The 25,513-nt window shown below is 44.6% G+C and carries 30 protein-coding genes and 1 pseudogene; 1 reads left to right on the top strand and 30 read right to left on the bottom strand.

Going from position 1 to position 25,513, the window contains the following annotated elements; translation table 11 throughout:
* Window positions 1-6: 6 nt before the first annotated feature.
* The 15 genes from rplE to tgt all read right to left on the bottom strand — a co-directional run bounded on the left by rplE (window position 7) and on the right by tgt (window position 8,046).
* Entirely contained in the window at window positions 7-549 is a 543-nt protein-coding gene (gene rplE, locus AB4X21_RS00815; RefSeq protein WP_003009606.1) for a 50S ribosomal protein L5, read from the bottom strand.
* Between the two features lie 23 nt (window positions 550-572).
* Window positions 573-878, bottom strand: a complete 306-nt coding sequence (gene rplX, locus AB4X21_RS00810; RefSeq protein WP_003002315.1) for a 50S ribosomal protein L24 — start codon at window positions 876-878, stop codon at window positions 573-575.
* 73 nt (window positions 879-951) lie between these two features.
* The gene (gene rplN / locus AB4X21_RS00805; protein WP_003002384.1) at window positions 952-1,320 is read right to left on the bottom strand and encodes a 50S ribosomal protein L14; all 369 of its coding nucleotides are present in this window, start codon (window positions 1,318-1,320) and stop codon (window positions 952-954) included.
* Window positions 1,321-1,345: 25 nt separating this feature from the next.
* Window positions 1,346-1,606 (bottom strand): 30S ribosomal protein S17, encoded by a 261-nt coding sequence (rpsQ, locus tag AB4X21_RS00800; protein ID WP_000440801.1) that lies wholly within the window; start codon window positions 1,604-1,606, stop codon window positions 1,346-1,348.
* Between the two features lie 23 nt (window positions 1,607-1,629).
* Window positions 1,630-1,836, bottom strand: a complete 207-nt coding sequence (gene rpmC, locus AB4X21_RS00795; protein WP_003002350.1) for a 50S ribosomal protein L29 — start codon at window positions 1,834-1,836, stop codon at window positions 1,630-1,632.
* A gap of 9 nt (window positions 1,837-1,845) precedes the next feature.
* Window positions 1,846-2,259 (bottom strand): 50S ribosomal protein L16, encoded by a 414-nt coding sequence (gene rplP, locus AB4X21_RS00790; RefSeq protein ID WP_000960947.1) that lies wholly within the window; start codon window positions 2,257-2,259, stop codon window positions 1,846-1,848.
* A gap of 3 nt (window positions 2,260-2,262) precedes the next feature.
* Window positions 2,263-2,916 (bottom strand): 30S ribosomal protein S3, encoded by a 654-nt coding sequence (gene rpsC, locus AB4X21_RS00785; RefSeq protein ID WP_003002336.1) that lies wholly within the window; start codon window positions 2,914-2,916, stop codon window positions 2,263-2,265.
* Window positions 2,917-2,928: 12 nt separating this feature from the next.
* Window positions 2,929-3,273 carry a 50S ribosomal protein L22 gene (rplV, locus tag AB4X21_RS00780; RefSeq protein ID WP_000818139.1) on the bottom strand — a complete coding sequence of 115 codons (345 nt, stop codon included), beginning with the start codon at window positions 3,271-3,273 and terminating at the stop codon, window positions 2,929-2,931.
* 11 nt (window positions 3,274-3,284) lie between these two features.
* Window positions 3,285-3,566, bottom strand: a complete 282-nt coding sequence (rpsS, locus tag AB4X21_RS00775) for a 30S ribosomal protein S19 (protein WP_000533766.1) — start codon at window positions 3,564-3,566, stop codon at window positions 3,285-3,287.
* Window positions 3,567-3,658: 92 nt separating this feature from the next.
* Window positions 3,659-4,492 (bottom strand): 50S ribosomal protein L2, encoded by an 834-nt coding sequence (gene rplB / locus AB4X21_RS00770; RefSeq protein WP_000512900.1) that lies wholly within the window; start codon window positions 4,490-4,492, stop codon window positions 3,659-3,661.
* Window positions 4,493-4,509: 17 nt separating this feature from the next.
* Complete coding sequence (locus tag AB4X21_RS00765; RefSeq protein WP_003009593.1) at window positions 4,510-4,806, bottom strand: 50S ribosomal protein L23; 297 nt, start codon at window positions 4,804-4,806, stop codon at window positions 4,510-4,512.
* The gene (gene rplD / locus AB4X21_RS00760; RefSeq protein WP_003009591.1) at window positions 4,806-5,429 is read right to left on the bottom strand and encodes a 50S ribosomal protein L4; all 624 of its coding nucleotides are present in this window, start codon (window positions 5,427-5,429) and stop codon (window positions 4,806-4,808) included. Before rplD ends, AB4X21_RS00765 begins: the two co-directional genes overlap by 1 nt.
* 24 nt (window positions 5,430-5,453) lie before the next feature.
* Window positions 5,454-6,080, bottom strand: a complete 627-nt coding sequence (gene rplC, locus AB4X21_RS00755; RefSeq protein ID WP_003010846.1) for a 50S ribosomal protein L3 — start codon at window positions 6,078-6,080, stop codon at window positions 5,454-5,456.
* Between the two features lie 81 nt (window positions 6,081-6,161).
* Complete coding sequence (gene rpsJ, locus AB4X21_RS00750) at window positions 6,162-6,470, bottom strand: 30S ribosomal protein S10 (protein ID WP_003009585.1); 309 nt, start codon at window positions 6,468-6,470, stop codon at window positions 6,162-6,164.
* Window positions 6,471-6,903: 433 nt separating this feature from the next.
* The gene (gene tgt / locus AB4X21_RS00745) at window positions 6,904-8,046 is read right to left on the bottom strand and encodes a tRNA guanosine(34) transglycosylase Tgt (RefSeq protein WP_369088005.1); all 1,143 of its coding nucleotides are present in this window, start codon (window positions 8,044-8,046) and stop codon (window positions 6,904-6,906) included.
* A 150-nt stretch (window positions 8,047-8,196) separates the two neighbouring features.
* On the opposite strand from tgt, the gene AB4X21_RS00740 reads away from it, so the two are divergent.
* Window positions 8,197-9,066, top strand: coding sequence for a DUF975 family protein (locus AB4X21_RS00740; RefSeq protein WP_369088004.1), 870 nt, complete (start codon window positions 8,197-8,199; stop codon window positions 9,064-9,066).
* A 57-nt stretch (window positions 9,067-9,123) separates the two neighbouring features.
* Here the strand turns inward: AB4X21_RS00740 and AB4X21_RS00735 are convergent, their stop codons facing one another.
* From AB4X21_RS00735 to thrC, 15 genes and pseudogenes are all read right to left on the bottom strand, one after another.
* A complete protein-coding gene (locus AB4X21_RS00735; protein WP_021154247.1) occupies window positions 9,124-9,576 on the bottom strand; it encodes a CoA-binding protein in 453 nt (150 codons plus the stop codon).
* Between the two features lie 70 nt (window positions 9,577-9,646).
* Window positions 9,647-12,292 (bottom strand): DNA polymerase I, encoded by a 2,646-nt coding sequence (polA, locus tag AB4X21_RS00730; RefSeq protein WP_369088003.1) that lies wholly within the window; start codon window positions 12,290-12,292, stop codon window positions 9,647-9,649.
* A gap of 257 nt (window positions 12,293-12,549) precedes the next feature.
* Entirely contained in the window at window positions 12,550-14,013 is a 1,464-nt protein-coding gene (locus tag AB4X21_RS00725; RefSeq protein WP_369088002.1) for an alpha-L-fucosidase, read from the bottom strand.
* Between the two features lie 141 nt (window positions 14,014-14,154).
* Window positions 14,155-14,931 (bottom strand): tryptophan synthase subunit alpha, encoded by a 777-nt coding sequence (gene trpA, locus AB4X21_RS00720; protein ID WP_320911008.1) that lies wholly within the window; start codon window positions 14,929-14,931, stop codon window positions 14,155-14,157.
* Window position 14,932: 1 nt separating this feature from the next.
* Window positions 14,933-16,138 carry a tryptophan synthase subunit beta gene (trpB, locus tag AB4X21_RS00715; RefSeq protein WP_049515058.1) on the bottom strand — a complete coding sequence of 402 codons (1,206 nt, stop codon included), beginning with the start codon at window positions 16,136-16,138 and terminating at the stop codon, window positions 14,933-14,935.
* Entirely contained in the window at window positions 16,128-16,715 is a 588-nt protein-coding gene (locus AB4X21_RS00710; protein ID WP_369088001.1) for a phosphoribosylanthranilate isomerase, read from the bottom strand. Before AB4X21_RS00710 ends, trpB begins: the two co-directional genes overlap by 11 nt.
* Window positions 16,702-17,469, bottom strand: coding sequence for an indole-3-glycerol phosphate synthase TrpC (gene trpC / locus AB4X21_RS00705; protein ID WP_369088000.1), 768 nt, complete (start codon window positions 17,467-17,469; stop codon window positions 16,702-16,704). Before trpC ends, AB4X21_RS00710 begins: the two co-directional genes overlap by 14 nt.
* Complete coding sequence (trpD, locus tag AB4X21_RS00700; protein WP_369088352.1) at window positions 17,466-18,470, bottom strand: anthranilate phosphoribosyltransferase; 1,005 nt, start codon at window positions 18,468-18,470, stop codon at window positions 17,466-17,468. Before trpD ends, trpC begins: the two co-directional genes overlap by 4 nt.
* A 9-nt stretch (window positions 18,471-18,479) precedes the next feature.
* A pseudogene (locus AB4X21_RS00695) lies at window positions 18,480-19,040 on the bottom strand (aminodeoxychorismate/anthranilate synthase component II); the annotation flags it as partial.
* A complete protein-coding gene (trpE, locus tag AB4X21_RS00690; protein ID WP_369087999.1) occupies window positions 19,037-20,395 on the bottom strand; it encodes an anthranilate synthase component I in 1,359 nt (452 codons plus the stop codon). The pseudogene AB4X21_RS00695 and the gene trpE, both read right to left, overlap by 4 nt.
* A 510-nt stretch (window positions 20,396-20,905) precedes the next feature.
* Entirely contained in the window at window positions 20,906-21,268 is a 363-nt protein-coding gene (locus AB4X21_RS00685) for a DUF1304 domain-containing protein (protein ID WP_023920162.1), read from the bottom strand.
* A 15-nt stretch (window positions 21,269-21,283) separates the two neighbouring features.
* Window positions 21,284-21,712, bottom strand: coding sequence for a MarR family winged helix-turn-helix transcriptional regulator (locus AB4X21_RS00680; protein ID WP_369087998.1), 429 nt, complete (start codon window positions 21,710-21,712; stop codon window positions 21,284-21,286).
* Window positions 21,713-21,980: 268 nt separating this feature from the next.
* A complete protein-coding gene (locus tag AB4X21_RS00675) occupies window positions 21,981-22,610 on the bottom strand; it encodes an HAD-IA family hydrolase (protein WP_369087997.1) in 630 nt (209 codons plus the stop codon).
* Complete coding sequence (locus AB4X21_RS00670) at window positions 22,607-23,884, bottom strand: MATE family efflux transporter (RefSeq protein ID WP_369087996.1); 1,278 nt, start codon at window positions 23,882-23,884, stop codon at window positions 22,607-22,609. The genes AB4X21_RS00675 and AB4X21_RS00670 overlap by 4 nt, the downstream gene beginning before the upstream one ends.
* A gap of 50 nt (window positions 23,885-23,934) precedes the next feature.
* Entirely contained in the window at window positions 23,935-25,419 is a 1,485-nt protein-coding gene (thrC, locus tag AB4X21_RS00665; RefSeq protein WP_369087995.1) for a threonine synthase, read from the bottom strand.
* Between the last annotated feature and the right edge of the window lie 94 nt (window positions 25,420-25,513).

The raw sequence follows: 25,513 nt of genomic DNA, 5'->3' as shown, positions 1-25,513 counted from the left end.
CCTATATTATTTTGCAAACGGCATACCGAGGCCAGTAAGCAATGCACGTGATTCTTCGTCTGTGTTCGCTGTAGTTACGATTACGATATCCAAACCACGAGTTTTATCAACATCATCAAAGTTGATTTCTGGGAAGATCAATTGTTCTTTCACACCAAGTGTGTAGTTTCCGCGTCCATCAAATGATTTTGTTGGAACACCATGGAAGTCACGTACACGTGGAAGTGAAACTGTTACCAATTTATCCAAGAATTCGTACATACGTTCACCACGAAGGGTAACTTTTGCACCGATCGCAACACCTTCACGAAGACGGAAGCCGGCGATTGATTTTTTAGCCTTAGTGATCAATGGTTTTTGACCTGAGATCAAAGCAAGCTCTTCAGCAGCTTTTTCAAGGTTTTTAGCATTTGATACTGCATCACCAACACCCATGTTCAAAACGATTTTATCAACTTTTGGCACAGCCATAACTGATGAATAGTTGAACTGTTCAGTCAATGATGGTACTACTTCATTAAGGTATTTTTCTTTTAAACGATTAGCCATTATACTTCTCCTTTCCTTCGTGATTAGTCAAGCACTTCGCCTGATTTTTTGTTGTAGCGAACTTTTTTGCCGTCTACAAATTTGTAGCCAACACGTCCAGCAACACCGTTTTTGTCCAAAACTTGAACGTTAGAAGCATGGATTGGAGCTTCTTTTTCAACGATTGCACCTTGAGGGTTTTCGTTATTTGGACGTTGGTGTTTCTTGATGATGTTTACACCTTCTACAACAACTTTATTTACTTTTGGAAGAGCAGTAAGAACAACAGCTTCTACGCCTTTGTCTTTACCAGCGATAACGCGAACTTTGTCGCCTTTTTTTACAAACATTTTATTCTCCTTTTATTCTTACGCCCGATGGGCACCCTGGCTGAGCCAGGGGACTGTGTTTGTTTTTGATTGATTAAAGTACTTCTGGAGCAAGTGATACGATCTTCATGAAACCACCGTCACGCAATTCACGTGCAACTGGGCCAAAGATACGAGTTCCGCGAGGAGTTTTGTCATCACGGATGATCACTGCTGCATTTTCGTCGAACTTGATGTATGAACCATCTTTACGACGAGCACCTGATTTAGTACGAACGATAACAGCTTTTACAACGTCACCTTTCTTAACCGCACCACCAGGAGTAGCTTGTTTTACAGATGCAACGATTACATCACCGATGCTCGCGAATTTACGTTTTGAACCACCAAGAACTTTGATTGTCAAGATTTCGCGTGCGCCACTGTTGTCAGCGACTTTCAAACGAGTTTCTGTTTGAATCATTTACGTTTTCTCCTTTCAGGTATGATTAGATGATGACCGCTTCTTCAACGACTTCTACAAGACGGAAGCGTTTTGTAGCTGAAAGCGGACGAGTTTCCATGATACGAACGATATCGCCTTCTTTAGCAACATTGTTTTCATCATGAGCTTTGTATTTTTTAGAATAGTTGATACGTTTACCATAGACTGGGTGGTTACGTTTAGTTTCAACTACAACTGTGATTGTTTTGTCCATTTTGTCAGACACAACGCGTCCAACAAGAACTTTACGATTATTGCGTTCCATTGAAATTCTCCTTCCCTAGTCTATTATTTAGCTTCTGATTGAACAGTTTTGATACGAGCGATTTGTTTTTTCACTTCTTTCAAACGTCCAGTTTGTTCCAATTGACCAGCAGCTGCTTGGAAACGAAGTTCAAACAATTCTTTTTTCAATTCATTTTCACGCTTCGCGAGTTCTTCTTGAGAAAGACCACGAAGTTCTTTAACAAATTCTTTTACTTCTGTAAGTTTCATGACCTCTCCTTATTCTGCTTCACGTTTCACAAATTTAGTTTTAACTGGCAATTTGTGGCTAGCAAGACGAAGTGCTTCGCGTGCGATCTCTTCAGATACACCAGCGATTTCGAACATCACTTTACCACGTTTAACTGGTGCTACCCAACCTTCAGGAGCCCCTTTACCAGATCCCATACGTACCCCGATAGCTTTAGCGGTGTATGATTTGTGTGGGAAAATCTTAATCCAAACTTTACCACCACGTTTCATGTAACGAGTCATGGCGATACGAGCAGCTTCGATTTGACGGTTTGTGATCCAGTGGCTAGTTGTAGCTTGAAGACCGTATTCACCGAATGCTACTTCTTTTCCACCTTTTGCTTCACCGCGCATTTTACCACGGAATTCGCGACGGTGTTTTACACGTTTAGGTACTAACATTGGTTATTTACCTCCTTTAGCGTCTTTACGAGCTGGAAGAACTTCACCACGGTAGATCCATACTTTAACACCAAGTTTACCGTAAGTAGTGTCTGCTTCTTCCCAAGCGTAATCGATATCAGCGCGAAGTGTGTGAAGTGGAACAGTTCCTTCAGAGTATCCTTCTGCACGGGCAATATCTGCACCGTTCAAACGACCTGATACTTGAGTTTTGATTCCCTTAGCTCCAGCACGCATAGCACGTTGGATCGCTTGCTTTTGTGCACGACGGAAAGCAACACGTTGTTCCAATTGACGAGCGATTCCTTCACCAACAAGGTGAGCATCCAAGTCAGGACGTTTGATCTCAATGATGTTGATGTGTACTTGTTTACCAGTCAATTTATTAAGAGCTGCACGAAGTGCATCAACGTTTGCTCCACCTTTACCGATAACCATACCTGGTTTAGCAGTGTGAAGAGAAACGTTAACTTTGTTTACTGCGCGTTCGATTTCAATAGTTGAAACGGCTGCGTCAGCCAATTCTTTTTGAATGAATTTACGGATTGCAAGATCTTCATGAAGGTAATCCGCGTATTCTTTTTCAGCATACCATTTGGCATCCCAATCACGGATGATACCAACACGCATACCAATTGGATGTACTTTTTGACCCACGAGTTTACCTCCTTATTTTTCTGCAACAGCTACTGTGATGTGAGCTGTACGTTTGTTGATTGGTGAAGCTGAACCTTTCGCACGTGGACGGAAACGTTTCATTGTTGGTCCTTCGTTTGCGAATGCTTCAGATACTACCAAGTTAGCTTTTTCCAAACCAAAGTTGTTTTCAGCGTTTGCTACTGCTGAGTTCAACACTTTAAGGATGATCCCTGCAGCTTTGTTTGGTGTGAATGTCAAAATAGCGATGGCATCGGCTACGCTTTTACCACGGATGTTGTCAAGAACAAGACGTGATTTACGAGGTGAAACACGCACTGTACGAGCCATTGCTTTAGCTGAAGTAATTTCTGCCATTTATGTTCTCCTTATTTTCTACGTGTCTTCTTGTCGTCTGCCGCGTGACCTTTGTAAGTACGAGTTGGTGCAAATTCACCAAGCTTGTGACCTACCATGTCTTCTTGGATGTAAACAGGTACATGTTTACGTCCATCATAAACTGCGATAGTGTATCCGATGAAACTTGGGAAGATCGTTGAACGACGTGACCAAGTTTTAATTACTTTTTTCTTTTCGTCATTTGCTTGAGCTTCAACTTTTTTCATCAAATGCTCATCGACGAAAGGTCCTTTTTTAAGACTACGTCCCATTTTGTAATTTTCTCCTTTAAAATTTAGTACCACAGCGGCTTGCCGCTATGCGGCTACCGAGCTGGCGGAAAGTGTAAGCTAGTTGCTTATGATTATTTTTGGTTGCGACGACGAACGATAAGTTTGTCAGATTTCGCTTTCTTGTTACGAGTTTTAAGACCAAGCGCAGGTTTACCCCAAGGAGTAGATGGCGCTTTACGTCCAACTGGTGCTTTACCTTCACCACCACCGTGTGGGTGATCATTCGGGTTCATTACAGAACCACGAACTGTAGGGCGAACACCTTTCCAGCGGTTACGTCCCGCTTTACCAAGGTTAACAAGTCCATGTTGTTCGTTTCCGACAACACCAACTGTAGCACGGCAAGTTCCAAGAATCATACGAACTTCGCCTGATTGAAGACGAACAAGTACATATTTACCTTCAGAACCCAATACTTGAGCAGAAGCTCCAGCAGCACGTACCAATTCTCCACCTTTACCAGGTTTCAATTCGATGTTGTGGATCAAAGTACCAACTGGGATGTTAGCAAGTGGAAGAGCATTTCCGACTTTGATATCTGCTTCTGGTCCTGATACGATGCGTTGACCTACTTCAAGGCCTTTAGGGGCGATGATGTAAGCTTTCACACCGTCAGTGTAGTGTACAAGCGCGATGTTAGCTGAGCGGTTTGGATCGTATTCGATCGTTTTAACGACTGCTTCAACTCCATCTTTATTACGTTTGAAATCGATCAAACGGTAATGACGTTTGTGTCCACCACCTTGGTGACGAACAGTGATACGACCGTTGTTGTTACGACCTGCTTTGTTTTTAAGAGAAACAAGCAAAGTTTTCTCAGGTGTGTTTGTTGTGATTTCAGCGAAATCCAAAGAAGTCATATTACGGCGACCGTTTGTTGTTGGTTTATAAACACGAATTCCCACGATATTTCCTCCTTAGATTATTCAGCTTCAGTAGCAAACAACTCGATTGCTTTAGAATCAGCTGCAAGCGTGATGATAGCTTTTTTAGTTTTTGAAGTAAAACCAGTGTAACGTCCAACGCGTTTTGCTTTAGGTTTTACGTTTACAGTGTTCACATTCGCAACTTTTACACCTTCAAACGCAGCTTCAACAGCTTGTTTGATCAAAAGTTTGTGAGCGCGAGTGTCAACTTCGAATACATATTTGCCTGCTTCAAGTTGAGCCATTGACTTTTCAGTGATAACAGGTTTTTTGATAACATCATACAAATTCATTATGCAAGAACCTCCTCGATTTTAGAGATAGCTGCTTGAGTAACAAGAAGTTTGTCACTATTTGCGATGTCAAGAACACTTGCAGTTGTAGCAGTCGCAACTTTCACGTTTGGAAGGTTACGAGCTGAAAGAGCTGCGAATTCATTTCCTTCTTCAAGAATAACAAGGACTTTAGAATCGATGCTCAAAGCTGCAAGAACTTTTGCAAATTCAGCAGTTTTTGGAGCTGTAAATTCAAGAGAATCAACGGCTACAAATTTGTTTTCAGCAACTTTTTCTGAGTAAACAGATTTAAGTGCAAGGCGACGAACTTTTTGAGGAAGTTTGTACGCATAGCTACGTGGAGTTGGTCCGAAGACGATTCCACCACCACGCCATTGTGGAGAGCGGATAGAACCTTGACGCGCACGTCCAGTTCCTTTTTGACGCCATGGTTTGCGTCCGCCACCTGAAACGGCTGAACGGTTTTTAACTGCGTGAGTTCCTTGACGAAGGCTAGCACGTTGGCTGATGATCACATCAAATACAACTGCTTGGTTTGGTTCGATACCAAAGATCGCATCGTTAAGAACAACTTCGCCCGCTTGTTTACCAGTTTGGTCGAATAATGTTACATTTGCCATTTTGACTGTATTCCCCTTTCCTTATTATTTACCAGCTTTAACTGCTGACTTGATAGTGATAAGAGATTTCTTAGCACCTGGTACGTTACCTTTGATAAGGATAACGTTCTTTTCTGGAACAACTTGTACAACTTCAAGGTTTTGAATTGTTACACGATCGCCACCCATGCGTCCTGCAAGGTTTTTACCTTTGAATACGCGGTTAGGTGCAACAGGTCCCATAGAACCTGGACGACGGTGGTAACGAGAACCGTGAGCCATTGGTCCACGTGATTGTCCGTGGCGTTTGATAACACCTTGGAAACCTTTACCTTTAGAAGTACCAGTTACATCAACAATGTCTCCAGCTTCGAAAGTGTCAACTGTGATTTCAGCACCAACTTCCAAGCCTTCAACGTTTTTGAATTCACGAATGAAGCGCTTAGGAGCCGTGTTAGCTTTTGCTACATGTCCTTTAGCAGGTTTGTTGCTCAATACTTCGCGTTTGTCATCGAAACCAACTTGGATAGCGTTGTAACCATCCGTTTCAACAGTTTTAACTTGAAGAACAACGTTTGGAGTTGCTTCGATAACTGTTACAGGGATCAATTCGCCAGCTTCAGTGAAGATTTGAGTCATTCCCACTTTTTTCCCTAAGATTCCTTTTGTCATGAGAAAATAGTTCCTTTTCTATAGTTTTTTATTCAAAAAGTTTTTAACGAGCGTTTTTTATGCTCTTGATCAAGCTTTAGATTAAAGTTTGATTTCTACGTTTACACCACTTGGAAGATCCAATTTCATCAAGGCGTCAACTGTTTTTTGAGTTGGGTTGATGATGTCGATCAAACGTTTGTGTGTACGCATTTCGAATTGTTCGCGAGAATCTTTGTATTTATGAGTCGCACGAATGATTGTGTAGAGGCTACGCTCAGTTGGAAGTGGGATTGGGCCCGCAACTTGTGCACCTGTACGAGTAGCTGATTCTACGATTTTTGCAGCCGCTGTGTCAAGTGTACGGTGTTCGTACGCTTTCAAACGGATGCGGATTTTTTTGTTTGCCATCTTTTTCTCCTTTTCGTCTATTTAAGATAATAGGCTAGCTCCACAAGAAAACCGACGCGCGTTGCGTGGCAATGCAACCGAGCGTGTCGCAACCTCTTGCATCAAAGCTAATAGCTGTTTTTTCACAGCACCATAGTAGTTTAACACAAACAAAGGCCCAATGCAAGGGATTTGAGAAGATTTTTTTCGTTTTTTTAATGAAAGTGTTTTCGAAAGAAATTGAGTGCTAAAAAAGTTGCTATTATATAGGAAAAAGGGAGCGAGACAGAACAAATTTATATCCAATTTGTTCGTCGTCTCGCCCCCGCACAATTGATTAGGTTATCTTTGGAGCTTAACAAGCGAACAAAGATACCAATCAACCACTGCGTCTAGCAGTTATTCCTATTATTCTCAGATGGCTGTAGTCTTTTTTCTTCCTATTTATCTATTTCTAGAAATTCCGTCCTGATTTGTTATAGCCATATTTTTCGACGAAATGCTCGCGGAATTCTAAGAGATTGTCATCCATGATAGCTTGACGGACCTGCTTCATGAGGTTGATCAAGAAATAGAGGTTGTGGTAGCTGGTCAAGCGAATGCCGAAGGTCTCATCTGCCTTGAGGAGGTGGCGAAGGTAAGCTCGGGTATAGTTCTTACAAGTGTAGCAACCACATTCGGGATCTAGCGGTGTAAAGTCTTCTGCAAATTGCGCATTTTTCACTACTAGGCGTCCTTGGCTAGTCATACAGGTACCATTTCGCGCAATCCGCGTCGGCAAGACACAGTCAAACATGTCCACTCCACGAATAACGCCATCAATCAGACTGTCTGGAGCCCCCACTCCCATGAGATAGCGTGGCTTGTTCTCCGGTAAGAGCGGAGTTGTAAAATCTAGTACCGCATTCATCTCTTCATGGCTTTCACCAACAGCTAAGCCACCGATGGAATATCCTGGGAAGTCCATGCTGACCAGATCCTGGGCGGACTGACGGCGCAAGTCTTCAAATCCAGCCCCTTGGACAATCCCGAAAAGACCTTGATCATGAGGACGACGGTGAGCCTTAAGGCCACGTTCTGCCCAACGACTGGTCCGTTCGATTGATTTTTTCACATAATCATAGGGTTGATAGAACTGAGGACATTCATCAAAGGACATCATGATGTCGCTTCCTAGATTGTTTTGGATGGAGATGGCTTTTTCTGGAGAGAGGAACATCTTCGAACCGTTGAGGTGATTTTTAAAGGTTACCCCTTCTTCGGTGATGTTGCGGGTATCCGCTAATGAATAGACCTGGAAGCCTCCACTATCTGTCAAAATCGGTTGGTCCCAGTTCATGAACTGGTGCAGTCCACCTGCTTTTGCTACTAGATCATCCCCGGGACGAAGCCAGAGATGGTAGGTGTTGGCCAAGATAATTCCGGAGCCCATTTCCTTGAGTTCTTCTGGCGATTGAGTCTTAACGGTTGCCTGAGTCCCTACAGGCATAAACATTGGGGTCGGGAAGGTCCCGTGAGGGGTGATAATTTCTCCCAGACGAGCACCTGTATGCTTTTCTTTTTTGATTAATCGATATTGAATCGGTGAATCTGTCATGGTTACCTCCGTACTGGGAAAAACAGTCCCAGCCTTCTTATTCCTGTCACAGTTTTCCTGTGAGCACCTGTACGATTGTACCAAATTTTACCGGCTCTGTCACGGACTTATGTTATAATAAAAAGTACTACTATGAAGAGAGTGTCATCTATGAACCTTAAACTGATTCGCCTCCGGGCACGTACCATGCAAGTCCAGCAACCGGGCTTAGCTATCCTTTTTGCCTTGCCGGTCCTATTGACCATTCTTACTAACTTTCTCTTAAGTGGGCAAGATCTGATCGATCTACTACCGGATATGACCTTGCTGCAAGCAAGTATCTACATGATCCAGCGGCAGCTCTTTCCTTCTGTCGTCTCCTTTGTCATCTCCATTATAGTGGTTGGTGCGACTTTTAGCTATTTAGATACGATTAATCCCAAGATCGAACACCGAACACGCGTCTTAGATATCTTTAAACAAGATCGCTTTACCTCTGTATTTGCCACCTTGATCTTAAAGCAAGTCGTCCTCTTTTTATGGGGACTCATCCTCTATGTAGGGAGTCTCATCAGCACCTACGCTAGCATTCTATTTTTGGCGATCTACGATAAGGTGAGTAACCCTAGCACTTTGAGTGCTTCCAGTCCTGAATTCCAATCTCTCATGCAACAAATGCCTCTGATGACTGCTGGTGTTGTACTTGGCCTGATTGGCCTCCTCTTTTATCTGCCACAATACTACAGTCTCAGCTTGGTCGAATTGATCCTCTATGAGCAATTACGAGACGGCGACTACAAGGGAGCCTTTGGAGTCCTTCGCCAAAGTCGTGAAACCATGAAAGGGTTCCGCAGCAATCGCTTGGTGCTCGATCTAACCTTGGTTGGTTGGTACTTTCTGAATTACTTCACGCGCGATGTCATCGGCTTTTATACCATGCCTTATTTTATCAACTGCCAAATTGCCTTTTATGATCAAATCAAGCAGATTAAACAAGGGCCGCGCCATTTTACAGACCATCCAAGCCATGAAACTGAATAAGAGTAAGAAGAAAACCCCAGCTTGCTGGGGTTTTCTTCTATGTCAATTGTTTATCATTTATAAACCGTACAGGGAATCTCCTAAGATCAGTCGGGTGTGTTCCCGTTTGATACAGCGGTTCATGACGATATCTTCTCGTCCAGCTCCACGAAGGATTTCTTCTGCTTCTTGATTTTCCAGCTCCAATTGTGCCCAGAAAATTTTCGCATCCGTCTCAATAAAATCACGTGCCACATCTGGTAAAAACTCACTGCGACGATATACATCAACGATATCTACTGGGAATGGGATCTCCTGTAAGCTAGCGTACACCGTTTCTCCAAGGATCTGGCCACCAGCTGCACGAGGATTAACGGGAATAATCCGATAGCCCCGTTCTTGCATCTCCTTGCTGACACGATGACTGGTCGTATCTTCACGATCAGATAATCCAACTACAGCGATGATCTTGCTCGTTTCTAGGTAATGTTTGATAATGCCATCACTAGGATTGCGAAATGAATAAGCCATAAGAATCTCCTTTTGTGTTTCTTGTCTTAAGAATTTATATGGTACTGGACGTGCTTGTATGACGTCCATTTTATTTGGCTTCATACCATGTTTTGCCTTCATTTTCATCGGCTTCCAGTGGTACCGCAAGTTCGATAGCGGATTCCATGGTCTCTTTGACGAGTTCTTTGATCGCTGCCAGTTCATCACTTGGTACCTGCAGAACGATTTCATCGTGCACCTGAAGAAGCATCTTGGTCTTGTATGCTCCTCTTTCTAGCGCTTGGTCCAAGTGGATCATGGCAATTTTCAAGATATCTGCTGCCGATCCTTGGATGGGTGAGTTGATAGCTGTCCGCTCCGCAAAGCCTCGAACATTGAAGTTGCGAGAATTGATATCTGGAATCTCCCGACGACGCTTGAAGAGGGTTTCTACATAGCCTTTGTCACGCGCTTCCCGTACCACTCTCTCCATATAGTCCTTGATGCCAGGGTAGCGTTCGAAATAGGTCTCAATGTAGGCCTTGGCTTCTTTTCGACTGATCCCCAGGTTGTTAGACAGGCCAAAGTCGGAAATTCCATAAACCACACCGAAGTTTACTGCTTTGGCATTTCGCCGGTCATTCGGCGTCACATCTTCTGGTTTTTCAATGTTGAAGACGCGCATAGCAGTCGATGTATGGATATCTGCCCCATGCTTAAAGGCATCAATCAAATGCTCATCTCCTGAAATATGGGCCAAGACGCGCAGTTCGATCTGTGAATAGTCCGAACTCAACAAGACACTGTTGTCCTCTTCTGGGACAAAGGCCTTGCGGATGAGACGACCTTGTTCCAAACGGACAGGAATGTTTTGCAGGTTGGGATCCACGCTGGACAAGCGGCCTGTCTGCGTCAAATCCTGTACATAACGGGTATGGATCTTCCCATCTTCCAAAATCCAATCTTGAAGACCGATGACATAGGTTGACTGGATCTTAGCAATTTGGCGGTATTCAAGAATCTTAGACACGATTGGTTCAATTGGAGCCAGGCGTTCCAAGACATCAACAGCTGTTGAATAGCCGGTTTTGGTCTTCTTAGTATATTCAAGAGGGAGTTCCAATTTTTCAAAGAGGATGACGCCCAATTGTTTTGGAGAATTGATGTTGAACTCTTCTCCTGCAAGCTCGTAGATTTCTTGGGTCAAGCGCTCCAAGACCACTTCGTTTTCCACCTGCATGTCTTCTAGGGTCTGGCGCTCTACCTTGATCCCCGCGATTTCCATCTTGGCCAAAACAGCTGCTAGTGGTTGCTCCATATCATAGAGCAAATCTAGCTGGTCATGGGCTTGCAACTGCTCCATCATAGGCTCTTCGGTATCCAGTAGAACAGCGACTTTCCGTGCCAAATGCTCTAATAGGACCGCCTTCTCTGGGATAGCTTTTTTGACTCCCTTGCCATAAACGACTTCGTCCAGCGGCAGCGCAATCTGACTATAGAGACTCGCAATGGTTGAAATCTCATTGTCCTCTACGGTCGACAAGAGATACTTGGCCAATCGACTGTCAAACGCGGGATTTTGAAGGGTAATGCCCAAGTGGCTGAGCAAGACCTTGGCCCGTTTGAAGTCATAGACCTTGAGGGGCGTTTTTTCGAGAAATTCTTTGAAAATCGGTGTTTGTAAAAGATCAGTATCTGTACTCGCGTAGAGCTGACCTTTGGTCCCCCATGCGAAACCGATGATGGGTTCCGTATGGTAATTGTCCCCAAAAATCTCAAAATGGAAGAAACTATCTTCCGTAAGCATATCTGAAGTAACTTGCTCGACTTCTGTATAGTCAATGGCTACAGGAGCTGCTTCTTCTCCACTGAGATCCAAGGCCTGACGGAGTTGCTTAAAGCCCATCTCCTCATAAAACTTGGCGAGATTTTCTAGATGAGGACCCGAATAGGTGATATCGTCAAGCCCAATCTCAATGGGCGCATTGGTATCGATGGTTGCGAGAGTCTTAGACAGATAGGCCTGCTCCTTGTCGTTGATGAGGTTTTCCTTCATCTTAGAAGCCTTCATCTCGTCGATATGCTCGTAAATGCCATCGAGAGAACCGTACTCTATGAGTAGTTTGATCCCGGTCTTTTCTCCGATCTTAGTAACACCTGGGATATTATCCGATTTATCTCCCATCAAGGCCTTGAGGTCGATAAATTGCTCGGGTGTCAGCCCCATCTTTTCTTTGAGATAGGCTGGAGTGAATTCCTCAAACTCCGCTACCCCTTTTTTAGAGATTTCAACCACCGTATTGTCATCTGTCAGCTGGATCAAATCCTTATCCCCAGAGACAATAGTCACATCAAATGGCACCGGAGTAGTTTCTGCCATCTTATCTAGTGTTCCAATAATATCATCCGCTTCATACTGGGCCAGCTCATAATGGCGGATTCCCAAATGATCCAGTTGTTCACGAATGAAAGGAAACTGCTCACGGAACTCATCTGGAGTTTTTGCACGGCCCCCTTTGTAGTCAGCATACATCTCCGTCCGAAAAGTCGTCTTTCCTGCATCAAAAGCAACGAGGACATGGGTCGGTTGGATGCGCTCCAAGAGATGACTCAACATGAGGTTAAAGCCATAGACCGCATTGGTATGCAAACCATTGGCATTTTTGAAGCGATCAATTTGATGATAGAGTGCGAAAAAGGCACGAAAAGCGACGGAAGACCCGTCGATGAGTAGTAATTTATTCTTTTTTTCCATAGGCCTATTATACCACGAATCACAAGGTCTCTGGTACATAAAAACTCTACCCTTTCGGGTAGAGCCTTCTTTAGGAGTTTCTTATGAAAAATGAAGAGAAGTGTTTATTCGCCGTAACAAGAACCTTGTTGTGGCAATTTCTTAAAGCGTTTTGGATAATTGACTGAGATTTTCATTTTCTGTACCTCATTTCTTATTGGATGAGTACAGTATACAAGAGAAATCTAAACGATTCCTTATAGAAAGCTTCAAGAAAACTAAAAGCTGAGACGCAAAACACGCGGTTGTTTTCTACTACAAGCTGGTAACTGAAGATGGAGCCCTGTCTCATCTTGGCTCCAAGAAAGGGGCTGACTTTCTCCAAGGAGTTCCACCTTTTGAATGCTCGCATGAAGGATTCTCGGTTGCTTGAGATCATAGGCGAGAGACGGCAAGGTCAGCTCTTCTGTCCTTCCACTTGGTTCCAGCTGGATAGCATAAAGCAGGCCTTCACGCATGGTATAGCGGAAATCTTGGCTGGTATAGAGTGGCGCTTGCCCGTCTGAGAAGGAACCTTCCTGGGCCTCGGTCGGTCCGTCCGATGACACCCGCCAAGGCCGACTCTGATAAATGGCTTCTCCATTTACCGCCAGCCAGTCCCCGATCTCTGTGAGGATGTCTTGGTCTTGCTCAGGGATAGTGCCATCTGCCTTGGGTCCAATATTGAGCAGAAGATTGCCATTTTTGGCCACAACATCGACTAAATTTTGTAGCAATTCCTTACTGGTCTTGTAGGCTAGATCCTGGGTATAGCACCAAGAATTACGGGCGATCGCGGTATCCATTTGCCACGGAAAGGCTTGCGTCTCTCCGTATTCTCCCCGCTCCATCTCGACGATTCCTGAACCGAAAGGGAGGGCATCCTGTTTGTAACAAACAGCCACCTTGCGATCCTCTTGTGCTGCTAGATTGTAATAATAAGCCAAAAAGCGCATCAAGTAGGGACGGAAACTCTCATGCTGGATCCACCAGTCAAAATAAAGGAGCTCTGGCTGGTAGTCCCGCACCAGTTCACAGGTTCGCAAAAGCCAATCTTCCAAGAATTCTTTGCTTGGATAAGGCTTGGAAGTCAGATCAAAATGATCCTTGGGCTCTGGCTTGGCTGGCCAATAAAGGCTGTCTCTTGGGACTTCTTGCGGAATGTCACTAGTGAATTCCTTGCCATGTGAAAAGAAAAACTGGTGTTCTGCCCGGTGAGAGGACGTACAGAAGTGCAGGCCACGTTTTTCTGCTTCCTCCCTCAACTCCCCTAAGACATCTCGTCTCGGCCCCATTTCTAAGCTATTATAAGACGAGAGAGTAGAGGCATACATCTGAAAGCCATCGTGGTGCTCCGCAACTGGGAAAAGATACTGAGCTCCCGCTTTTTGAAAGAGATCTAGCCAAGATGCCGGATCAAAACGATCGGCTGTAAATAGAGGAATGAGATCCTTGTAACCAAAGCTAGCCTGGTCTCCAAAATGCTCTCGATGATAGTCATAGCAAGGATTCCCTTGGATATACATATTTCGCGAATACCATTCCGAACCAAAGGCAGGTACACTGTAGACCCCCCAGTGGATAAATATTCCAAATTTGGCATCTCGATACCAATCTGGACAGACTTGATGGCTAAGAGAGTCCCAGGTTGGTTCAAAAGGACCTGACTGGACAACTTGATCAATCTCTTCAAGGCTTATCATTCTCTTCTCCTCTTTTCTTGTTACTACCTCTATTGTAACGAGAAAGCCTCGTTTGTAAAGACAAACGAGGGGAATGTTTAAATTAGTAGACAAAGAGCTTGATCTAGGAGAATCAAGCTGATGATGAATGAAATGAAGCTTCTAGCCCTTCACTGCTTGAGAAATAAAACGAGCGATGGCGTCTGTCTCCCCTTGGTGGAGAGCTTTAACAATTTTGGACCCCACAATAACCCCATCTGAGACCTTGTTGAAACGGTGAACGTCCTCCATGCTGGAAACTCCAAAACCTGTTAAAACAGGAATGGACGCTATTTCGTGTAATTGGGCCAAGTGGTGATCCAAATCATCTCGATAGCTACCAGCTTTCCCCGTCACCCCATTGACAGCAACGGCATAGATAAATCCTTCTGCATCATGGATCAATTTCTTCTGGCGCTCGATTCCTGTGGTTAGGCTCACTAGCGGCACCAAAGCGATGTCTTTATCCACTAATAGAGGCTCTACCAAATTCGCATGCTCATGGGGGAGGTCCGGAATAATCACTCCTTTGACTGCTGTTCCTTCTACATCTCTAAAAAAGTTTTCGAGCCCATATTGGAACAAGGGGTTGAAATAGGTCATGATGACCAAAGGAACACTTGTCTCCAAGTGCTGGATCGTTTGCACCAGACCCTCTGTCGTTGTCCCATGGGCTAAACTGCGTAATCCTGCCTCTTCAATCACAGGGCCATCTGCCACCGGATCTGAAAAAGGAATGCCTACTTCAATAGCTGAGACACCAAGCTCCTCCAAAAATTGGATGGTTTCCTGCAAACCTGCCAGGCCTTTTTCATGATCTCCTGCCATGATATAAGGAACAAAGATCCCTTGCTGCTGGTCTTTCAGCTTTTGTAAATGCTCTGTTAAGGTCTTTCCCATCTTACTCTCCTCTCTCTTGTTCTAGGCGGTCTTTGACTTGTACCACATCTTTATCCCCACGACCTGATAAGCAAACAATCATGGATTTTTCAGGCCCCATCTCCTTGGCCAATTTCACCGCATAGGCGATAGCATGGCTCGATTCCAGAGCTGGAATGATTCCTTCTACTTTTGAAAGCAATTGAAAAGCTTCTAGTGCTTCTTGGTCTGTCACAGGCACATAGGTCGCCCGCTTGATTTCATGGAAATAAGAATGCTCTGGCCCAATCCCTGGGTAATCGAGACCTGCTGAAATCGAGAAAGCTTCTAAAATCTGTCCATGCGCATCCTGTAAAACATCCATCAAGGCGCCGTGAAGGACTCCCGGACGCCCCTTGGTCAAGGTTGCTGCATGCTGGTCTGTATCTACCCCAAGGCCAGCAGCTTCTGCCCCATACATGGCAACAGAGGTATCCTCAACAAAAGGATAGAAGAGCCCAATGGCGTTCGATCCACCTCCTACACAGGCTAAGACTGCATCTGGTAGCGCACCATCATTTTGCTCTGCAAATTGGCGTTTGGCTTCCCTGCCGATGACACTTTGAAAATCACGGACAATTTCTGGGAATGGATGAGGTCCTAGAGCAGAACCCATGATATAGTGGGTATCCTCCACATTTGCTACCCAGGCTCTGAGGGCAGCATTGACCGCATCCTTGAGAACACGCGACCCATCTGTTACTGATTGAACCTTGGCGCCCAACAATTCCATCCGAAAGACATTGAGGGCTTGGCGTTTGACATCTTCTTCTCCCATGTAGATGGTACATTCCATATCAAATAAAGCAGCAGCCGTTGCCGTTGCAACACCGTGCTGTCCAGCCCCTGTTTCTGCGATGATCTTCTTTTTGCCCATCCGGTGTGCCAATAAAACCTGTCCTAGGGCATTATTAATTTTATGAGCCCCTGTGTGGTTGAGGTCTTCTCTTTTAAGAAAAATCTTGGCTCCACCGACATACTTGGTAAGATTTTTAGCGTAATAGAGCGGTGTTTCCCGACCGACATATTGTTTCAGAAGCTGATCCAATTCTGCTTGAAAAGAAGGATCTGCCTGACTTTCTCTGTAGGCTTCTTCTAATTCTAAAACTGCTGTCATCAAGGTTTCAGGGACAAATCGTCCCCCGAACCGCCCGTAAAATCCGTTTTGATCTGGTTGTTTATATGCCATGCTTGACCCTTTCTATAAATCGTTTTATCTTTTCTTGATCTTTTATTCCATTTGTCTCGACCCCACTGGATACATCCACCGCATAAGGATGAAAGAAGCGAATGGCATCTGCTACATTGTCTTCCGTCAAGCCTCCTGCAATAAAGAAGGGCTTTGTAACGTTTTGACTTTCGAGTTCTTGCCAGTTAAAAGTCTGCCCACTTCCTGCTACAGGAGCATCAAAGAGCAGATAATCGGCACTGGTCTCAGGAAGAGTCGCGTCTTTTCCCACTTGAACAGCGCGAATCGTTTGTTGGGGAAGGTCTTGCAAGATATTATCATCTATCGGCCCATGCACTTGTATCAGGTCCAAGCCCACAACTTGGCAAGCTTGCTCCACTTCTTCTCTTTGTGGTGATACAAAAACACCGACTTTTTGAACCCCCTTTGGAATCCCTGTAGCCAACTGCCGAGCTTGCTCCAGCGTGACTTGCCGTTTGCTTGGTGCAAAAACAAAACCAATATAATCTGCACCAGCTTCAACAGCCGTCTTCACGGCTTCTGGAGTGGACAATCCGCAAATTTTAACCTTTGTCAATCTGCAACTCCTTTACTTTTTCAGCCACATTGTCTGCCTTCATGAGGGCTGTTCCAACGAGAATGCCATTAAAATCAGGAGCCAGCATGCGCGCGTCTGCTGCTGTGAAGATAGCAGACTCAGAGATATAGACCGGTTCTTGTTCAAAGCTTGTCGCCAATTCAAGGCTAGTATGGAGGTCTGTCTCAAAGGTCACCAAGTTGCGATTATTGACCCCTATGATCTGAGCCCCAATCCGGTGAGCTACCTCTAGTTCTGTCAGATTATGGGTCTCCACCAAGACCTCCAGGCCAAGATGGGTCGCAAAATCGAAGAGTTCTTTCAGACGAGCCTCTGATAAGGCTGCAACTATCAACAAGATCACGGTCGCCCCTGCGTTTCGCGCCCGAATTATTTGCTTTTCATCTACAATGAAATCTTTGTTGAGGGTGGGGATACGTACTTGACTAGATATTTCCCGGAGATACTCGATACTGCCCTTGAAAAACACTTCATCGGTCAAGATAGAAATCATCACGGCCCCATTTTCTTCGTAAGTCTTAGCCTGTGCGACGATATCCACATCGACATGAATATCTCCCAGACTCGGGCTAGCCTTTTTCACTTCCGCAATGACCTGAAGCTTTTCTGGATGACTCTTTAGGTAATCATACAGGCGGTAGGTCTCGCGCAAAGGTTGAAGTTCTTCTTCTTTCATCGCAGCCACTTCACGCGCCTTTTCCTTTAGAATCTTTGGCAAGAATTCTTGACTCATTTTTGATACTCCTGTAATAATCTCAATTTCTCAAGGGCAGCCCCACTGGCAATCACTTCACGTGCCAAGGCAATCCCTTCCTTGATAGAATCTACCTTGCCGTTGGCATAAAAACCAAGGCCAGCATTCAAAACAGTCACCTCTAAGAAGGGACTCGCTTCATTCTTCAAGACGCTGAGCAAAATTTCCGCATTGCGTTTGGCGTCTCCACCTCGTACTTGATCAATTTCAATGCGCTCCATTCCTATATTTTCTGGTTGAAAGCTGTATAAGGTAACCTGTCCATTTTCCAGAATAGCGAGCTGAGTTTCCCCATCAAGGCCTGCCTCGTCTAAACCTTGTGGACCACTCACCACCACTGCGCGTTTCCGACCCAAATTCTTTAGAATCTCCGCCGTACTTTCCAGCATATCTGGACGACTGGTTCCCAATAGCTGGGTTTCTAGAGGAATCGGATTGATAAGAGGACCGGTTAAGTTCATCACCGTTGGAACCCCTAGCGCCAAGCGAGCGGGCATAATATAGCGCATGCCAGGATGCAGATTTTTGGCAAATAGGAAGACAATGCCCGCCTTTTCAAACACTCGTCCCAAATCTTCTGGACCCAAATCAAGGTTAATCCCTAGAGCTTCTAGCACATCCGCAGAACCAGATTTAGAAGAGATCGAACGATTTCCGTGTTTCGCCATCTTGATGCCACCACCAGCAAGAACGAAGGCAGCTGTTGTTGAAATATTGAAACTATAAGAACGATCACCCCCAGTTCCACAATTGTCCATTGCTCCTTGAACTTCTGTAGGAATAGCGACTGCATAGGCCTGCATCACTTTTGCAATAGCCGTCCGCTCTTCAACCGTTTCTCCCTTCATTTTGAGACCTAGAAGAAGGGCCGTCACCTGTGCTTCTGAAGCACGACCAGCAACGACTTCCTCCATGGTTGCTTCTAACTCTGCACTGGTTAGATCCATTCCTTCCGCTACTTTTGCAAGCACTTGTTTCATCTTCCGCTCCTTGACTAGTTTGACAAAATTTTCGATGGTCTTGAGCCCATCTGGCGTCCCGATACTTTCTGGATGGTATTGAAAACCATAAATCGGTAAGCTACGGTGTTGAATTCCCATAATCGCTTGATCATCCGTCGTCCGAGAGGTAATGACAAAATCCTCTGGCATGTCTTCAATCGTCAGCGAATGGTAACGCATGACTGGGACTTCTTTTGCGACACCCGCGTATAGAGGAGAGGGAGCTTCTAGCTGTATCTGGCTTTGTTTGCCATGCATGACCTGTGGTGCCAATCCCAAGCGCCCTCCAAAAACTTCCGCAATCGCTTGATGTCCCAGGCAAATCCCCAAGATTGGTTTGACCCCTGCGAAATCTCGGATCATCTCCTCCATCTTGCCCGCATCCTTTGGCCAACCTGGACCTGGAGAAAAGACCAAGGCATCTGCTTCTTGGGCAACTTGGTACAAATCCGGATCATCATTTCGAAGCACCTGGACCTCATCAAATTTTCCGATATACTGCGCCAAATTGTAGGTAAATGAATCGTAATTATCTACTAATAAAATCATCCTTCTTCTCCAATCCTTGTCATCGATTTTGCCTTATTGACGGTTTCTTGGTATTCATTTTCAGCGATCGAATCATAAACGATTCCTGCTCCAGCCTGCACATAAGCCTTCTTATTTTTGAGGATCATGGTTCGAATCGCAATAGCAAAATCGAGATCCCCCGTCACAGAGAGATAGCCAATAGCACCCGCATAGACGCCTCGTTTCTCTTTTTCTGCCTCATAGATTCGCTTCATGGCTCGAATTTTGGGAGCCCCCGAAACGGTCCCAGCTGGAAGAGTTGCCTTCAGAGCCTCAATGGAGGCTAGTCCAGGAAGCAATTGCCCCTTGACCACACTGGTCAGGTGCATGACATAACGGAAGAATTCCACTTCCATATATTTGGTCACTTCAACTGACCCATTTTGAGCGATACGCCCAATATCGTTTCGCCCTAGATCCACCAACATCCGGTGTTCTGCGACTTCTTTTGGATCCCCTGCCAAATCAGCTGCCAATTGCCGATCACTCTCTTCATCGATCCCTCTTGGACGCGTGCCAGCAATAGGATTGGTCGTCACCACTCGATCCTTGACCGACACCAGACTTTCTGGACTAGCACCGATAATTTGGTACTCCCCAAAATCATAAAAGTAGAGATAATTCGAAGGGTTGGTCACGCGCAAATTGCGGTAATAATCCAATGGTTTTCCTGAAAAATCAGCTGAAAAACGTTGACTGAGCACGCATTGGAACATATCTCCTTTTCGAATATAGTCCCGCGCTAGGGCTACCATTTCCTCAAACTCTTTTTGCTCCAAATGATTGTGGAAATGAAGCGCATGCAGGTCCTTGTCCTGAAACTCTTCTTTTGCGGGTCTTGCCAATTGCGCTAATACTTGCTCCAAGCTCGACGCTTGCTCTGCTTCACTCCGTCCACTATAGAGGTTCTCTTCCACCACATAGACCTTTTCCTTTTTGTGATCAAAAATCACATAGCTCTCATATAAGAAAAAGTGAAGATCTGGTGTGCCAATCGTATCTTCAGGAATGGAACCAATGTTCTCATAGAGGCCAATCAAGTCATAGCCGACAAATCCAATCGCCCCACCGTTAAAAGGAAGCTCTTCAGAAGTTTTCGTTTTGACCGTGATGCGGTTCAAAAAGTCTAAAGGATCCTCTTCAACAATTTGATCATTGTAATAGAGGACGCCATTTTCAAACTTGACTTCACTGACTGGCCGATAGGCTACAATTGAAAAACGCGCATTCTCTTTTTCACGAGGAATTGACTCTAAGATCATTTTATGGGGCGCATCCAAACGCATATAAGCCAAAATTGGACTCAACACATCAGCAGATAAAACTTTTTTCATATCAGAAACCTCTCTTCTACAACTCTTTTATTCTAATAAATTCAACCGCACCTTGGCTTGCTAAGGCGATCAAGGTTATCCCATCGCTCTGTTTGAGCTTTGGGATCAATGTGCCTAAGCTCGCTTCGCTCGCTAAGGCACATAGAAAAGCCCTCACACAAAAACTGTGTGAGGGCGTAGTGTCCGCGGTGCCACCTCTTTTATAGGGAAAAATAGCTGGTCTTTCCCTACATCTCTATCTCCTCTATCAAGGAGTTGCACGGTAAGGGGTGCCAACCGAATTCACATGGGTTAGAATTCATTGATCATAACAGTCCAATTTTCATCAGTCGCTATTGCTTGTTCACAATTCCCACAAGCTCCCTGAAAATAGCTGACTCATTACTTTTCTGTTGCTACCATTATAACCCTTTTTCTTAGAAAGTCAATAAAAATTTTAGTCTTTTTTTATACTTTTTCCTACACTAATTTAATAAAATCAGCTCAAAGAGCCCTAGCAGCCCGTCCTTTTTATCCCAAAAATAAGATACTCAACAAAGCCAAAATTGCAGGACCACCTTGGGTCAAGATAATCTTTTTATTGGCTGTCATCGCACCGTAGGCCGCAGCTCCAATAATAAAGAGCACAAAAATTGTAACAACTTCACTATTTTTAGAGACAAACAATCCATACAAGAGAAAGACACCAATCAAGGCATTGTATATCCCTTGATTCTTAAATAAAGAGGTCACAGATGGGCGAGCGAGTTCTTCTTTATCCATGTTGAAAACCCGACTTGTGGTATCAGATGTGGTTCTGATGCTCTCCAAATAAAAAATATACAAATGCTCCAGTGCAGCAAGACTCGCTAAAATAATCGTCAGTAATGACATCGTAGATTCTCCTTTTTATTCAACTGTTATTTGTTCAATGCCAGATACTAATTTGTCCAGCAGGTAAGAAAATTGCTCTTGTTCTTGAGTGGTCAAAATCCGATTCATCTGATCTTTCACTGCCACATGATGGCGAGGGGGATGTTTGACCAAACGATTATAGGCCGTATCCGTCAAATGAATTAAGATTTCCCGCTGGTTCTTTGGATTTCGACTCCGATGGACAAATCCTTCCTTTTCTAAAATTTTAAAATGCCGGGTTAAAGCAGCTGGATCAATCCGCAAGCGCTCCTGAACCGCGATCTGATTGCAAGGTGCTTGTTCTAATAAATCCTGCAGAATTTGATAACGTGTTAAGCTAATCCCTAGGCGCTTTTCAAAAAGTTGCGTAGTTGATTGATCTGCCAAACGTAGTTGGTAGAGCAAATCATTTATTTCTGCCATATTCCTTCTCCGTATCATTTTTGATAAATCAATAATTGATAAGTCAATTATAAACTTTTTCTTCTATCCTGGCAAGAAAAAAAGCTTGCACTATTCTTTCACACAAAAAAAGCCGCCTGATTTGGCGACTCTTAGGGAGATTATTATGAAAAAGAAAAGTTTTAGGATTTTTCTAAACAAAGTTAGGAGGTCTTTGTTTATGCTTTTATTATAGCGGACATTTCTTAAAGAAAGCTTACGACTTTATTTCAAAATGAAAACAAATTCTTTACAGATTCTTTTCAGCGTTTAAAATACCTGGAATATCTAGTAAGGTGTTCATCTGATGATTACCTTCATAGTCAGACGTCAAGAAATTGATACTCTGAATCTGGCTATTTCTTGCAAAGTCAATATCCAGGCTCCGATCCCCAATATAGTAGGTCTTTTCTGGCTCCAACCCGTACTTCTCCATCAGATACATGGCAGCTTCTGGGTCAGGCTTGCGAGCAAAACCACTTTGACTGGTCAAAATCTCTGTAAAAAAAGATTCCAAGCCCAAGTCCCGCAGGATGACAAAGGCATTCTCTCCCTTATGGGTATAGACAAACTGCTCAATTCCAGCTTCTTGTCCCCAGGCTAGGACATCACGCGCCCCATCCATCAGAAGGACCTGGGCATTTTTCTCTGCTAGACTTTCAGCTCGACGATGATTCAAGTCCGTCACATCCAGATGATACTCCTCCGCCACGGCTACTAAAAGATCTTGAACCGAATGCTTCACGATGAAATCTTTAATGCTGGCTCGGTCAAAGGGAAGCTGATAAGTTGCATAGGTCTCCTCAAGACCTGCCAGAATAGCATCATAGGAATCCAGCAAGGTCCCATCCAAATCCCAAATAAAGGCTCGTTTTGTCATTTTTTCTCTCCTACTTTTCGTCTATATAGCTGACTCAAAAATAGCCAACGAAAGCCATTGTCCAGCAGCGTCCCAGTCCAAACCCCTGGAAGGCCAAAGCCAAGGGTTACTCCAAGAAGATAACCGGCTCCAATTCGAATGACCCACATACCAAACGTCGTTGCATAAAATGGAAGTTTCCCATTTCCCAAGCCTTGCCAAACAGCTGTATAGATGACCGTTCCTGCTGTAAACGGCGTTCCCAACAAAGAAAAGAGGACAACCGATAAACTAGCTTCTACTGCTTTTGTATCTTGTGTGTAGAGATGGGTCAGAAGAGTGCCCCCAAAAAAGATTCCCAAGGCAATGGGTAACATTAACACGAAGGACAACCAGTAAGACTGCTTTCGAAGGCGGGCAATCTGCTCAAGATCACCTTCACCCAGGCTCCGTGCTACGAGCATGACCGTCGCTGTGGCCACACCAAACACAGGCATGTAGTTAAACTGGGTCAAGGTCTCTCCGATAGCATTTCCTGCGACTGCCTCGGTCCCAAAAGCAACCACGATCGCAATGATTACCACATCTCCAGCCCGCATCATCAGCCGCTCTCCGGCTGCTGGAAGTGCTAAGTTCAAGAGCTTACGATCCAATCCCCAACCAAGGGGAGCAAAGGGTAACTGGACCTTTTGCCACAAGAGGATAACCCCAACCAGACGAGCTAGCACAGTCCCCAAAGCTGCTCCGACAATGCCCCAGCCAAAAAGGAAAATGGCCACAGAGGAGAACAGTGCGTTTAATAGATTGGTCAACAGGCTCACATACATAGGAAGACGTGGATTGTTGGCCACCCGAACCAAGGAGCCCAAGGTCGTCATCAATCCTAAGAGAACAATGGTCCCGCCGACCAAGGAAAGGTAAATCCCCCCACTTTCAGCTACTGCAGCTTCAGTCCCCAACAGCGAAATCATCTGGCGTCCAAATAACAGCGAAGTCCCTCCTAAGAGAGCACTCAACAATAAGGTCACCTTCAGCGACTCTGTCGCATGGTAGGCAATATTATCTTGATCTTTTTCGCCCAAGCTTTTGGACATGACGCTAGCAACTGCCGCACCCAGTGCCAAAAAGATGGCTTGATAGATCGTGATGATATTCCCTGCGACGGAAACACCTGAAATGGCAATCAAACCCAGGTGAGCAACTAAATAAGAGTCCACCATGCCCATCAGCATTTGTAAGAAATTTTCACCCATGGCAGGAAGGGCGATGTTTAAGATTTTTTTGTATGAATTCATGAGTATAGAAAAGAGCCAAACGGCTCTTTTGATCTTTCTAATAGGAAGAATTAAAGTCCCAAGTAGTCTTCTACGGTCGCTTGCATGTCTTTGGTCGCCACGCTTGTACGATGGCGAACCGGTGCAGTTTCAAGGCCGTCTACAGCCGGTGGCACAGGAACACCTGAGAGTGTATGTAATTTAGCCAAGGCTTCGAAATCTCCTAGACCTGTCTCGCCCGTCACCGCTTCTACTGCCACAACTGGGAATTTATAAGGACTTGCTGTAGAGGAAATGACTGTTTTAGCAGTATCCCCTGTTTGGGTCCGGTATTTTTGATAAACGGCTGATGCTACGGCTGTATGAGGGTCTTCGATGTAATCAGACGCTTCATAGACCCGCTTGATCTCTGCAGCCGTTTCTGCTTCATCTGCGTATGCAGCCGCAAACAAATCTAAGATGTCTGCATCAAAGTTGGACAATTGGTACTGACCTGTTGCAACGAGGCTTTCCATCAACTCTTTGGTCTTTGTGGCATCATTGCCTACCAAGTGGAAAATCAAGCGTTCCAAGTTTGAAGAGACCAAGATATCCATCGATGGACTGGTGGTCACCTTGAAGTCACGTTTCTTATCATAGACATGTGTTTTGAAGAAGTCTGTCAAAACATTGTTTTCATTTGACGCACAGATCAATTTTCCAACTGGAAGACCGATTTGTTTGGCATAGAAAGCTGCCAAGATATTTCCAAAGTTTCCTGTTGGGACGGTAAAGTTAACTTTTTCTCCCGCTGTGATTTGGCCTGTCTTCACCAATTGCGCATAGGCGTATACGTAGTAGACAACCTGAGGTACCAAACGACCAATGTTCATAGAGTTGGCTGATGAGAATTGCATCTTGTTGGCTGCTAATTTTTCACGAAGCGCCACATCATTGAACATGTGTTTGACATTGGTTTGGGCATCGTCAAAGTTTCCATCGATGGCGATGACATGGGTATTGTCCCCCGTTTGAGTCGTCATTTGCAATTCTTGCACCTTGCTGACACCATCTTTTGGATAAAAGACAATGATCTCTGTCCCTGGAACATCGGCAAAACCTGCCATAGCAGCTTTTCCTGTATCTCCAGAAGTCGCCGTCAAGATGACAATTTTATTTTCCAAACCGTGCTTTTTAGCTGCTGTTGTCATAAAGTAAGGCAAGATCGACAAAGCCATATCTTTAAAGGCAATGGTGGAACCGTGGAAGAGTTCCAAGTTGTATTGTCCATCGAGTTTGACAAGAGGAGCAATAGCCGGGGTATCAAACTTGCTGTCATAAGCATGAGAAATACAGTAGTCCAACTCCTCTGCTGTAAAGTCGTCCAAAAAGGCTGACAAAACCAGCTTAGCCACTTCTTGGTAAGAAGCGTCTTTGAGGGTATCAAAATCCAGCTCTACTTGAGGATAAGAGACTGGAGTAAACAAACCGCCATCTGTCGCCAATCCTTGAAGGATGGCTTGACTAGCTGTTACAGTATTATTTTCATCTCGTGTTGATTGATAAACTAATGTCATGACTGTTTCATTCCTTTACTAGTAGTCTTCTCATTATATCATAAATGTCAGAAAATTTAACAGCTTTTCGCCAAATCTTGGCAAAGGTCGGCAA

Origin of the sequence: Streptococcus sp. CP1998, assembly GCF_041026655.1 — a bacterium.
Taxonomy (GTDB): domain Bacteria; phylum Bacillota; class Bacilli; order Lactobacillales; family Streptococcaceae; genus Streptococcus; species Streptococcus dentalis.
The sequence above is the reverse complement of the archived record's forward strand: the minus strand, read 5'-3'. Positions and strand labels throughout refer to the sequence as shown.